This window comes from Lactobacillus panisapium (genome assembly GCF_019469265.1).
GTDB lineage: Bacteria > Bacillota > Bacilli > Lactobacillales > Lactobacillaceae > Lactobacillus > Lactobacillus panisapium.
In genome coordinates this window covers 322,447-335,265 of record NZ_CP048268.1, presented here as the reverse complement: position 1 = coordinate 335,265, position 12,819 = coordinate 322,447, and the positions used below count along the sequence as shown (strand labels likewise).

General features: G+C 34.2%; 14 protein-coding genes. 1 reads left to right on the top strand and 13 read right to left on the bottom strand.

Translation table 11 applies throughout. From position 1 onward, the window contains the following. Positions 1-110: 110 nt before the first annotated feature. Positions 111-830, top strand: coding sequence for a GntR family transcriptional regulator (locus GYM71_RS01610; RefSeq protein WP_220220672.1), 720 nt, complete (start codon positions 111-113; stop codon positions 828-830). A 220-nt stretch (positions 831-1,050) separates the two neighbouring features. On the opposite strand, the gene GYM71_RS01605 is transcribed toward GYM71_RS01610, so the two are convergent. The 13 genes from GYM71_RS01605 to GYM71_RS01545 all read right to left on the bottom strand — a co-directional run bounded on the left by GYM71_RS01605 (position 1,051) and on the right by GYM71_RS01545 (position 12,819). Continuing rightward, positions 1,051-1,506 carry a hypothetical protein gene (locus GYM71_RS01605; protein ID WP_220220671.1) on the bottom strand — a complete coding sequence of 152 codons (456 nt, stop codon included), beginning with the start codon at positions 1,504-1,506 and terminating at the stop codon, positions 1,051-1,053. 5 nt (positions 1,507-1,511) lie between these two features. Continuing rightward, complete coding sequence (dgoD, locus tag GYM71_RS01600; RefSeq protein WP_220220670.1) at positions 1,512-2,657, bottom strand: galactonate dehydratase; 1,146 nt, start codon at positions 2,655-2,657, stop codon at positions 1,512-1,514. Between the two features lie 25 nt (positions 2,658-2,682). After that, positions 2,683-4,056: a PTS galactitol transporter subunit IIC gene (locus GYM71_RS01595; protein WP_244986849.1), complete on the bottom strand. Its 1,374-nt coding sequence runs from the start codon at positions 4,054-4,056 to the stop codon at positions 2,683-2,685. Positions 4,057-4,093: 37 nt separating this feature from the next. Continuing rightward, positions 4,094-4,387: a PTS sugar transporter subunit IIB gene (locus GYM71_RS01590; protein ID WP_220220668.1), complete on the bottom strand. Its 294-nt coding sequence runs from the start codon at positions 4,385-4,387 to the stop codon at positions 4,094-4,096. Positions 4,388-4,391: 4 nt separating this feature from the next. After that, positions 4,392-4,856, bottom strand: a complete 465-nt coding sequence (locus tag GYM71_RS01585) for a PTS sugar transporter subunit IIA (protein ID WP_220220667.1) — start codon at positions 4,854-4,856, stop codon at positions 4,392-4,394. 20 nt (positions 4,857-4,876) lie between these two features. After that, a complete protein-coding gene (locus GYM71_RS01580) occupies positions 4,877-5,488 on the bottom strand; it encodes a bifunctional 4-hydroxy-2-oxoglutarate aldolase/2-dehydro-3-deoxy-phosphogluconate aldolase (RefSeq protein WP_220220666.1) in 612 nt (203 codons plus the stop codon). Between the two features lie 2 nt (positions 5,489-5,490). Then, positions 5,491-7,533, bottom strand: coding sequence for a BglG family transcription antiterminator (locus GYM71_RS01575; protein WP_220220665.1), 2,043 nt, complete (start codon positions 7,531-7,533; stop codon positions 5,491-5,493). A 261-nt stretch (positions 7,534-7,794) separates the two neighbouring features. Further along, the gene (locus tag GYM71_RS01570) at positions 7,795-8,649 is read right to left on the bottom strand and encodes a hypothetical protein (RefSeq protein WP_220220664.1); all 855 of its coding nucleotides are present in this window, start codon (positions 8,647-8,649) and stop codon (positions 7,795-7,797) included. 373 nt (positions 8,650-9,022) lie between these two features. Then, a complete protein-coding gene (locus GYM71_RS01565; RefSeq protein WP_220220663.1) occupies positions 9,023-10,867 on the bottom strand; it encodes a BglG family transcription antiterminator in 1,845 nt (614 codons plus the stop codon). Between the two features lie 16 nt (positions 10,868-10,883). Further along, positions 10,884-11,426: a 6-phospho-3-hexuloisomerase gene (gene hxlB / locus GYM71_RS01560; RefSeq protein ID WP_220220662.1), complete on the bottom strand. Its 543-nt coding sequence runs from the start codon at positions 11,424-11,426 to the stop codon at positions 10,884-10,886. Beyond that, positions 11,419-12,015, bottom strand: a complete 597-nt coding sequence (locus tag GYM71_RS01555) for a KpsF/GutQ family sugar-phosphate isomerase (RefSeq protein ID WP_220220661.1) — start codon at positions 12,013-12,015, stop codon at positions 11,419-11,421. The genes hxlB and GYM71_RS01555 overlap by 8 nt, the downstream gene beginning before the upstream one ends. Next, on the bottom strand, positions 12,008-12,532 hold the full coding sequence (locus GYM71_RS01550; RefSeq protein WP_220220660.1) for a YjbQ family protein: 525 nt from the start codon (positions 12,530-12,532) through the stop codon (positions 12,008-12,010). The genes GYM71_RS01555 and GYM71_RS01550 overlap by 8 nt, the downstream gene beginning before the upstream one ends. Further along, the gene (locus GYM71_RS01545) at positions 12,529-12,819 is read right to left on the bottom strand and encodes a PTS sugar transporter subunit IIB (protein ID WP_220220659.1); all 291 of its coding nucleotides are present in this window, start codon (positions 12,817-12,819) and stop codon (positions 12,529-12,531) included. Before GYM71_RS01545 ends, GYM71_RS01550 begins: the two co-directional genes overlap by 4 nt.

Here is a 12,819-nt window from a genome sequence, read left to right as displayed (position 1 = left end):
TAAATATAATTTATACCTACTAATTTATATTTGTTATAATAATTAATGTAAAAATTATAAAATGTAACTGTTATTGCCCGTGGTACGGACCTTGTATTTAGAAAGTAATTATGAAAAAACCACTTTATTTAAAATTAGTTAGTTCCTTAAAATCCCATATCCAAAAAAATATGCATAAGGGCCAAAAATTGCTTGGTGAAAGAGAAATTGCTGAGCGCTTTAATGTAAGTCGCTATACTGTCAGGCAAGCGCTTGATGAGTTAGAAAAAACAGGATACATTTATAAAGTTCATGGTAAAGGTACGTTTGTTTCAGAAAAGTCGGTCCCGACAGCCCTTAATGAAGTTTACAGTTTCACTGAACAAATGAAATCATTGGGTAAGGTACCTGAAACGAATTTACTGGAGTTTAAAGTTTTTAATTCTGATAAACGACTATCATCTAAACTAAAAATAAATCTTGGTAACAAAGTAATTAGGCTTAAATTTCTTAGGAAAGCTGATCAAGTTCCTATGATGATTGAAAAAACCTACTTACCATTCGCTAAATTTTCTACTTTAACTTTAAATGACTTAGAAAATAATTCATTGTATTCTGTAATGAGCAAAACTTTTCACCAATCAATTCACTTAGTTAGTGAATCGATTCGTGCCTGTTTAATCTCTAATCAGGATGCTGACCTGTTATCCGTTGAACACCATTCTCCTTGCTTAGAAGTTAATCGGACTTCTTACAATAAATTGCAAGAACCAATTGAATATACTTTTTGTATAGCTCGAAGCGACCAATTCGTCTATAACTACAAATATATCCATCACGATAAAAAATAACTCCACCAACGGATTGCAAAAACTAAAAGCACTCAAAATACTGAATAGACAAGCCTCGAAGTTTAAAAATTTCGAGGTTTTTATCATAGCCAAATTACTTAATCAGGACAAAACTTGAAACAATATGGCCAGTAACACATCTGTAGAATTTGTAACTCTTTATTTGTTTAATCCAGCTTAAAAAGGTCGGAAGTTCTTATTTCCAACCTTTAAAGCATTTTCAACTTTTTATTTGGACTATTTTGGAGTTTACATGTTGACACAAATATTTTTGAACTAATCTAACGTTCCCTTTAACTTCAAGAACAGTCACGCTATTCTTTTTCTTATAGAACCACACTTTTGTACAGTGGCTACTTGGATCACATGATTCAAGTTCAATCTTTTGATATTTATCCAAATCACCATTTAAAATTCCTACTTTAATCACTCTTTTTGAACCAATTCCTTGTGGCGCAAAGCCATAAAACAAAACTAATGCAACAAAGGTAAGTAATCTCAGGTCAAGAATGCTTTTATTTGACCAAAAAAGAGCAACTAGACCAATTGCAATAAAGACTGACATTAGCATTTGACACGGTTTTTTCCTTGCTTTAATTTGAATCTTTCTGATATCAGATAGTTCCCTTAAAAACATGAGCAAGATAAAAACTAAAATAGCAATCGATTCGTTCATTTAATTTACCATTCAGCAATTGTTCCATCATCATTACACCAAGCAGGATTATTCCAAACTAGTCCCTGTTGAGCTACTTCTTTAATCTTTTCTTCGTCCATTTCAATTCCAAGACCAGGTCCTTTAGGAATATCAACAAAACTATTCTTGTACTGAAAAATCGATTTGTTCTTAACAAAATCTAACAAGTCAAAGCCCTGATTATAATGTATACCTAAGCTTTGCTCTTGAATAAAGACATTTGGAGTACAAGCATCAACTTGAAAAGTAGCAGCTAATGCTACAGGACCATAAGGAGCATGTGGAGCAACAGCCATATCAAATGCTTCTGCCATTGCAGCAATTTTACGCTCCTCTAACAAACCACCACAAAGTGAAACGTCCGGTTGAACTATGTCAACAGACCCTTGTTTAAAGATATTTTTAAATCCCCATCTAGTGTATAATCTTTCTCCAGTCGCAATTGGTGTTGAAACTTCGTTAGAAATTTGAGCAAAATATTCTTCGTTTTCTGGCAAAACTGGTTCTTCGATAAACATTGGATGATATTGCTCTAATTCTTTAGCTAAAACTTTAGCCATTGGCTTATGTACACGACCATGAAAGTCGATTCCAATCGCCATTTTATCGCCGAACTTATCTCGAATGGAGGCAACCCGCTCTACCGCTGCATCAACTTTTTCTAAGGAATCAACATAATGCATTTCCGAAGTTGCATTCATTTTTACAGCTCTAAATCCTTGATCCCAACGTTGCTGCGCCATTTCAACTACATCTGAAGGTCGATCACCACCAATCCATGAATAAACTTTTATCTTACTTCTAGCGGCACCACCTAAGAGTTCATAAACCGGCAGGTTTAATGCTTTACCTTTAATATCCCAAAGCGCCATTTCAATACCGGAAACTGCCGTTCCGTTGATTGGACCACCTCGGAAAAATGACCTATGTAATCTTTGCCAAATTTGTTCGATTTCAAACGGATTTTGTCCTATGATCTTCGTACACATTTCTTTAGCAGCAGCCACTACTGTTTTTGTCTTTGTTCCAGAAACTAATTCCCCCCAACCAGAAATTCCTTCGTCTGTGTTAATCTTTATAAAAATCCAGCGTGGTTTAACTTGGTAAATTACAAAATCAGAAATTTTCATTATGCTTTTCTTCCTATCCTTTTAACTAATTATTTTTAGATTTTAAGGCTACTTCTTCTGCTTCAGCCGCTTTGTTAATATGCTTATTAAAATCAAAGTAATACCAGATCAATGCAATTATAATAAGTAAAATAGGGACACAAAATTCAGGATGCCAAGTAAAGCAGAAATAAACAATATAGCTTTGAATCATTGATGTTGCTGCAAATGATGAAATCAAGAGACTTCCCCCTGTTGAAAGCTTTATACCAACCGACTTAGCAATTGCAGTCAATACTGGAGCAGTTGCTGAACCACACCATAAAAGTGAAGCTGTTACTGCAAGACCAATAACTATATTTTTCAAAAGATTACCATTAGTCAGAGCTACTACCATAGCTACTCTGAAAGGAACAACAGCTAAGTCAGCAAACGGTAAGACCCTATTCCCAGGTAAAACAACAGCCATAGCTATTGTTAAAGGAATAATAATTAAGGCTGTAGTAATAACATCAGGATTACCAACAATAACTGCTGCATCCAATCCAATAAATAATTTTCTACCCTTGAACTTTTTCTGTGACCATTTCTGTGCTGATTCAGATATAGGCATTAAACCTTCCATGAACATTGACGTCATTTTAGGAATTAAAACTAAAACTGCTGACATACTAACGCCCAATTGTAAAATTTTTTGTAAATCATATCCGGCGAAAATACCAATAGCTAATCCAATCAATAAACCCATAATCATTGAGTCACCAAAAAAGCCCAAATATTTTTGTGCATCCTTGATACTGAATTTAGATTTTCTAAATAAAGGAATTTTATCTAATATCCAATTTAAAGGAACGGCAATTACCAAAGATGATAATGCAGACACAGTAGGCAATGAAACACCAGGAATTTTAAAAAAGCCCTCTACCATTGGCTGTGACCAATCTGACATTTTAAAAGTGATAATAGCCATGACAGCAACGCTACCAACAGCCAAAAATACATTTTTTGTCACAAAGTAGACCATTATTCCAACTATCGCCATATGATGGTAGTTCCAAATATCTACATCTAACGTATGCGTTGCTTTTAAAATTAATAGCACTATATTAATTAATAAAATTACAAAAATAAGAATTGCAATGATTGGTGATGCCCAAGTTACGGCTGCAATTGAACCCCAGCCTACATCTAATGCATTAAGCTGAACATGGGTTCTTTCTACCATTGCTTTTGCAGCAGGACCAATATTAGTTGTCATAAAATCAAGTACAAGCTTAATTCCAGCAAAGCCAATTCCTAAAGTAAGGCCTGACTTAAAAGCCGCAGAAATTTTTAAGCCAAAAATCAAACCAACAATGGTAATAATAATTGGCAGCATAACTGTCGGCCCACAATTAATAATGAATTGAAAGCCGCTCATGAATCCGTTAGCAATTTGAGACCACATAAATTTCCTCCTAGACTTCTTGATTGACTAGAGCAGCCTTAATATCAGCTAAAGTTTTCTCCGCACCAATCCCCGTTAATAATGAAAGTCCTAAAACATAAGGTGTTCCATGAGTATCGCCACTAAACTGACCAGTAGTTACCAAAAGGTCATAATTTGCCACTTTAGACGACACTTCAGTTAATCTGGTCTGCGTAGTATCCGCATCAATCCCATTTTCTTTGAGGTATTCTTTAATTTTTGTTGCTACAACTGTGGAAGTGGCTATTCCATTTCCACATGCAACTAAAATGTGTTTAGTCATGTTCTCAATCTCCTATAGCTAATTGAACAAGCTCTAATAATTGTTTTTTGTTTAAAACTTGTAAAAACTGTTTTCTTAATTTCTCATTTTGGACAATGCTGGCAACCTTTTGCAGCATCTCAACCTGACTATGGGGTTCCGCAATCACAAGCATAATCACTATTTTTATCGGAATATCTTCTTTAACATTGCCCATATTTTTAAACTTGATAGGTTCTGCCAAAGTCGCAACGGCTAAAGTTGTTTTATTTACCAAATCAGCGTTTGCATGTGGAATTGCTACTGCTGGTTGTGAAGATGGTAAACCCGTTGGAAAGTGCTTTTCTCTTTCTAGAAGTGCAGCTTTATACTTTTCTTTAACATAGCCGTATTTATAAAGCTGATCAGCCATAAAACCTTCCAGCTCAATATTTGTTTTAAAGCTTAGGTTTTGAAAAATTAAGTTCTCATCTAAAATTATCTTTTCCAATATATTTCACCAAATTATGCTCATTTCACCAGTTTCAAAAGTGAATTTTGTAATCCTTTAACATTCAAATTATCAATATCCGATTGGTTAAAAGCATTTGAGCCAATACCAAAATATTTAACTCGATTATCTTTAAACTTTTTAATGTTATATTCTGATACTCCTCCAACCGCCATCAAGTCTAAATCTCCTAGAGGCCCTTGAATTTCTTTAAAAAAGCTAGGTCCAACGACTGTTGCTGGAAAGATTTTGACAATGTCAGCACCGTAGTTGATCATTTGAAAAACACCCGTTGGTGTCATTACTCCGGGGATGGCTAGAACTTTATTTTTTTGAGCATAGTTAATCATTTCTTTACTCATTGCACAGGCACTCAAAATAAATTTGGCACCTGCAGCAATGGCAGACTTTTCTTTAGAAAGGTTTAAAACCGTTCCTGCGCCAATTTTCACTTGGCTACCATACTTTTGATTTAATTGCATTATTATTTTGGTGGCATTTTGGCTATTCATTGTTACTTCAACAGCAAAGTCTGCTTCTAAGCCCACAATGGCTTCAAGCACTGCATTGGCTTGCACTTGCGTGTAGTTTCGCAGAATTATTGTATATTCTGGAAATTTTCTTTGGTCCATTATTAGTTATCCTCTTTAACGTATTTTCTAATAATTTCAAATGCCTGATCTGCAGATCTAGTATTTAGCAATTTGCCTATTTGTTGATCATTTGTTGCTAGGTTAGCCAATTGATTAATAGCCTTGAGGTAGCGGTCCATATGAAAAAATGCCACAGGTGCTAGAATCCTAGCCTCCTTACCGAAAGGTAGCTTAATTGGATGTTGCGAAATTAAAATTGCTATCCCATCGTCTAAAATACCTTTTTCTGGACTCGCATGTGGAATAGCCATTGTCTCACCTAAAAAGCTATAGTTATATCTACTTGAAACTTGTTTGACGAGTTCTAAATAATATTTTTCTTCGACTTTTTGATCAACAATCAGTGGTTCTATTGCTTGATACAAGACATCTTGCCAATCAGGATTTGGATCTTCTATTATCTGGATATATTTCAGCTTGATGTAGCTCAAAAGATCTGGCGATTTTGGTGACTCAATGTCAATTTTGATGGTTTCATTTGAGTTGGATAAAAGAATGTTAACAATACCCGTTCGTAATTTTTTATCATCCTCGATTTTGGTATATTTACCGACCAGCTGTAATAGTTCATTTGCTTTATGATCAATTTGGTCAAGACCCAAGTCTTTTAAAACTCGATATCGTAAAGAAAGTTTTTCTGAGTTATCCATATTAGGTTTGACAAGGTAATTTTTAAGTTTTGTTTTTAACAAGACGGTTGAAAAAACCACATCAAATCTTTGGTCAGATTCAGAAAATTCTCTGGCTGACATGGTTCCTAAAAAATTGATCTCTGGAAAAATGCTTATTAATATTTTGATTAAAATATTGGACATTATTATTCCATTAGAGCAGACCACCACTGCAGTATATTTAGTACTATTTTTTTGCCTTGATCCTTCATTATCAATCAGTAAGTATCCAAAATAATAAGTTAATAATTTGATCTCGTTTTCTGAGAACTTAGTATCTAGCCATTCTTCGATTGGTTGCAATAAATCTTTTATAATACTAGACAGTAATTTTTGGTCTTCATCTTCACTTATGTCCATAGATTCAACATTTGGTAAATTATACTTAACGCGATAGCAAGCTGGGCGTAAATGATTTAACAATCTTTTTTCAAAACTTGATTGATTTGGAATATCCACTAGAACTTTCAGCTTAAATCCTTCAACCATCTGATGAATAAAACCAAATAATTCAATTTCATCGGGACTATATTCTGAATTATCTTTATTAAAAATATTAGCGGATAAAATTGATAAGGCTAACCATTCAACATAGAAATCAGTTAGTTTGGCTATAATCTTTTGTCTACGCAAATATTTATACTCATTAGTTTGATCAATAAATTTATCTGATTCGCCCTTCTTTTTAGTAGACATTCCTCGAGCTAAAATAGTCTGAATTAATAGCTTCAAATGCTCAAAGTATTTATCCGAAAACGAAACTTGAAATTTTCTTTCAAAGTTTGTTATCAAAACTGTTGCATTATGGATAATCTCTTCAGTAAAAATATCATTCCGCAATAAGCTATTATTTGCAGTATCATTTTCCTTTAAAGCCAGTGCTGTTGCTAATCTTAGAATCTGTGTTTCATCGCCTTGCAAAAAGTAACCTCGGCTTCGGTTATATTTGATCGCAAGTTGGTATCGCGCAGCAACCTTAGCAGCAACCCTTAGGTTCCGAAGAATAGTAGTTTTACTGCATCTAACAACAACAGCTAGATCATCAAGTGATACATAATCCACATTGATAATTAAATATAATAAAATCGTTGTTTCTCGATTCGTACTAGGAAAGTAATCGTTTAATTTCTTATCATTAACAAGTAATTCTTTGACTTTGTTTGAAAAAGTGAACGTTCCATTAGCATGCCTTAAAATTGGTGCTAACCCATGGGCTTCTAATTCTTGATTGATTAAACTTACTGCATAATTAATCTGACGTCTTGTTAACGATAATTCCTGCATCACCTCCACAATTGTTATTCCTGGTTTTTCCATTAAAAGGGAAATAATTTCTTGGATCCTCTCATTCATTACAACTTTCCCCCTTTCAATTTTCATTCTATAACAAAGCCGTCTTTGTGAATTCGCTTTCATCAAAGAATATGTATATAGCTATACGTTTTCTAGACAAAAAATAATTTCAAGCTTTTCAATAATTCCAACAAAAGATTCTAGAAATACTTAAAAAGGATATTGTGGAAGTAAAAGTGCCTTAGTTAAAAAGTGTATGCAAAAAACAGGCATTTCAAATCTATTGAAATGCCTGTTCTTATTGCTAATAAAAGCGCTAATTTATGAAAAAGTGATTTTCTTTTTGTATGTTTGACCAACAGAATCCATGAAAATCACATAGATTGTACCTGAGATTGTTTCACCACTTATTGAACGGTAAAATTTGATTTTTGGTGTCATTTCACCTGGATTTACTTTAACAAAATCCCAATCGATCCCTGGCTTAACATGGCTCTGCTTAATATCTTCAAAACTATAACTATCATTTTCTTCATCAACGTGTTGAGCATAGCACCAGCCAACATACTTAATATTGCCAATATGTCTGCTCGTATTTGTACACCAAATGTAAAAACTAGCTTCATTGACAATCGGTTCGCCGGAACCTTTTAGTCCAATCATCTGCTCTTGGCCTAATTCGAGAATATTCTTGGTTTTACTCATTTCTGAAATTTCGAATTTACTATGAGGGTTAACTACATCGTAATACGTTATTGCTATAGCTAGTAAAGCAATTATTACTGAAAGTTCGCCAATACTCATTCTGATTCCCAAAAATGCTTGTTGAATTTGGGTAAACCACAACGTGAAAACAAAAATAGTCAAAACAGCTAAACAATAAAATGCACTGCTATCATTTTGGGATTGTATAAGGGTATATTTAGCTAACACCTTATCCCATAGTTTCACTACACCATCAGAAATAAGATTAACTAGTTTGTATACAAAAAAGCTCAAAATTAATGAAAGTACGAGGACTACGAGATACAAAATTCCATAGCCCGTATCTTGCAGAACATGCGATGATGCTATGCGATAGATTTCCACAACAATAAAATTGCATATTGAATACGATATCAGCCATGATATTAGTACGTATTCAATTTTTAACAATGTGTCTAATAACTTTTTCATTCCCCACTCCCACTTAAATCAAAATACTTCTACAATTATATAACTAAATACACCATTTTAGAAAGGTATTTTTCATATTAATGCTTTCAATATCAATATTTTTTATTTATTAAATTATTAACAGAATATTCATCCGACAGCTTTAAATTAAAGCAGAAATTTCAGCCACTACATTTTTGTTTTACAAAGTATTGTCTGCTAAGCAATTATAAACTATTTAAATTAGCAAACCGTATAATTTTAAAGAATTCTGTCACGGGCAACTTTTATGTTTAAGCGAGATTCGAGAATTATAAAAACAATTTTTGTTTTTCGCCAACCAAGCAAAATTAAAGCCTATTACCTAAACAAATGGTAATAGACTTCCAACAGCTTATTCAATTTTGATAATTTCTTTGATAAATTCTTGATAACTGTTACACCTAGATAATTTGGCAACTTTATTATCATTAATGATCACTTCAGAAAGTTCATCAAAAACTTGCCGGAACCTTTTTTCGTCTTTTGGACTTGAAGCAAGCATAATAATTAAATAAACTCGCTGGTTTCCCCATTCGACACCCTTTTCATTAATATAAATAAACCATTGGCTCAGCCTAGCATGATAATTAATCGCATGAGGAATTGCTACAGAACCAAATGCCGTGCTGGAAAGGCGCTCTCTTTCCCAAATCTGTTCTTCAAAGTCTTTGGCGACAATTTTTTCTTGTAAAAATCGCTCACTTATAAAATGAATAACTTCATGGGCTGTCCGAGTATGATTTTCAGTAATAAAGTTAGCAGCAGACGTAAATTTGTCTAACCCCTTCTGCAGTTTATGCGCTGAATTGGCATCTTTAATTTGGTTAATTGCCTTTTGAATCTTATTAATATCACCTGGTAAAAGGAAACTAGAAACTTGAACAAACTGATGCTTTTTGATAATTTGCTTTGAATCAACGACAACTACTAACTGCGTTTCCGCTAATAAATCGGTTTCTGAACTAACAGTATTTAAAATAACCAAATCATTGCCAAATTTATGGTCAAGTAGCGAAACTGCATTTTGTGCATTATTGTGATATTCAGGTATCAGCAATTGACAAATCACTTTGTTTTCATTCCTAATTTGTTCCGTTACGATATTACCGACATGAAGGGCAATAAAAGCAATTTCTTCTTCACTAACGGCAATTCCTAATTCCTTTTTTATTTCATAGGCAATCAGAGTCGCACATTCATAAATTGTCGGCGAAGAATTTTTGATATTTTCAGCTAATGGATTATGTACCGTATTATTATTTTTAAAACGGGCAATTAAACGTAACAAATGTGGCAAAAAGCGGTTTTTGAAAAGTTCTTCATCAAGATCAAGATTATAAGTTTTACGGACAAATGCTACGATTCTTTTAAATAAATTATTAAGCTGCGAATCTTGTGGTAAATCAGCAGAGTGAATATCTGATAATAGCTGGATCATTTTCGTTAATTGCTTAATATCTTCATCTGATAAATGATAGTTTGTTCTTTGATTAAGCTTAGTAACAATTGACTTAACTACTGGATTAGAGATTTGATTTTTTTCTGCTACAAATGCAATCTTATCGGAACGATCTAACATAATTACTAGGTGTAAGAGAAGATTACTGAAATTAAAGGAATCAAATTTAATATCAGCGACTTTAGCACTTTGCCGCAAGATATCCGCCACTGTTTTAACATCGACTTCAGGAAAATACTTTTGAATAGCCTTTTCATTAAGCAAGGTACCGTTTAATTCGTGATAGATCATTGACGAAAGAAGCTTACGCTTATTTTCCTCTTCACCATCAACATGGTAAAAATCGCCTTCGCGAATCAATCTTAAGTCAAAATTACTGAATTCACTCGTTAGCTTTTTTAGTTCTTTACGTAACTCAACTTCATTGATGTAAAGTTGACCAGATAGATCATAAATATTGAGTGGCTTTTTAGCTTTGATTAGTTTACGAATTAACCACGAACTCCTCTGGCCCGCATTATCAGGTAAATATTCGCTTATTTCCGGAGTATCAAAGTTGCCTTTTATTCTATATCCTTTAGGTCCACTCTCAATTTCAATATTATTTTTACGCAATTGAGCTATTTTGCTTTTTACCGTTCGCTCAGACACGGCCAATTTCATCGCAAGAGTTTTAGCAGTGATCCAAGATTCATTATTTTGCCTTAAAAAATCAAGTAAATCTCTGTTGTCGCTCATGTTTTAGTCTCCTTAATTACTCTAAATTAGAGTGTGTATCCCGTAATTGCCTAGTTGTAATCAAATTAGCATGCAATGCCTTTAAAATTAAGCTATCGAAAAGCAGTAATGAGGCTTGTTCATATAAACTTCCCATTGGCTGGACAGAATTCTGGTTAGTGTCCTTTGTTTGCGCCTCAATGACAATAACTTCATCACTTGTTTGACTTAAAGGAGCAGTCCTTTTAGCTGTAAAAGTCAAAATCGTCGCTCCCACATGCTTAGCGCTTTTAGCCTGTCCGAGTAAAAAGGTGGACGTGCCACTAGCAGAATTCAATATTAGCAAATCTTCAGCATTAATTGCCGGACAGGTAATCTCACTAACTACGTGAACTTGTAACCCCGCTTGCGTCAAGCGGTTAGCGAGTGCGCGAATCATCAGACCGCTTCGACCCTCTCCTGACAGGAAAACTCTCTTAGCAGAAAAGATTAGTTGTAGAATTTTTCGTGCTTTCTGCTCTGATAAATCATAATTAATAGTAGTTAATTCTGTACAAATTTGAGCAAACTCTTTAATCATTTTTAACCTCTTTTGCTAGCTGCTTACCGACTTTGCCAGCAGGATGATTTAATAAAAAGTCATTTTTAGAAAAATGTTGTTCTTGCATCAACAAAACAGCAATTACATCAAACAAAGAGATAACAGCCAAAGTACTGGTAGTAGCTAACAAATTAAATTTGTCTAGTTCGCGTTTAACCTTAATTTGGACAGCCAAGTCCGCTTTTTGAGCTAAAACTGAATCAAGATTTTCCGTAATAGTAATAATTTTGGCCTTTTTAAATTCAATATTAGCAACAAAGCTGGTCAGTTCTTTAGTTGAGCCACCCTTTGAGATAAAAATAACCACATCATTTTGCTTAACTTGTCCTAAGCCGCCATGAACCGCATCCGAAGGATTTAAATAAAAAGCAGCTAGACCAACTACATTCAGTGTATGAGTAATTTTTCTGGCTGCCATTGCCGAGGTGCCACAACCAGTGAGAAAAACATTATGAGTATTCTTTTTTAAAATCGTTACCAGATGAGTAATCTCATCTGGGGCAATACTTTGCCCTAGGGCACTTATTTCTTCACCTTCAATTTGGAACAATTCCGAATAACTATTCATTTTGTTCTCCTAAAACAATAACTTCAATCTTTCGTTGACGTTCTCTTGTCTGATCAAAATCAACGAAGAAAATTTGACCAACTGCTCCCAGCAATAGCTCATTTTGCCGAACCCCTAAACAAATGCTTGAGCCCAACAAATCTGCTCTTAAGTGCCCATCAGTATTTAACATTGTCCATTTAACTGCTGGATAATTTGGGTCCGTCTTTTTCATACCATAAGCGATGTGCTTGGGACCAGGACTCAGATAAGGATAATTTTCCGTGGTTTGGCGGGGAACAATTTTTTCTAAAACATGATTAAGATCCACTTGAAGAAAATCGTCATCATAATAGTTGCGGTCATGCATGTACTCATCAAAATAAATTGAACAAGTAGTATGTACAGTTTGAACCAAGCAAAGACCATTTTGAACTTGGCTATTAGCCACAATTTGTTTAACCTCATCCGTAATCATGTGATAAGATGGCCTGCCCGAGACGGTTTCCAATTGAATTTCTTGATAGTAAAATGTCATGATTCAAGCGCTGCCTTTACTTGATCCCAAACCTGCTCTGTTCCAATTCCTGTTAACAGGGCTACTCCGTTGATTACTCGGTCTTTAATAGCATCCGGAACAATCGTCGTCGATATAACAATGTCATAAAGACCATTTTGAATATTATCGACTTCTTGACTAACTGCAGACTGCTTGATTTCAACGTCATTGGCAAAATTATTTTCCTTTAGCCAATCATTTACCTTTGCATGAACGATTGTTGATGTAGCATGGCCTGCGCCACACATAATTAGCATTTTTTTCAT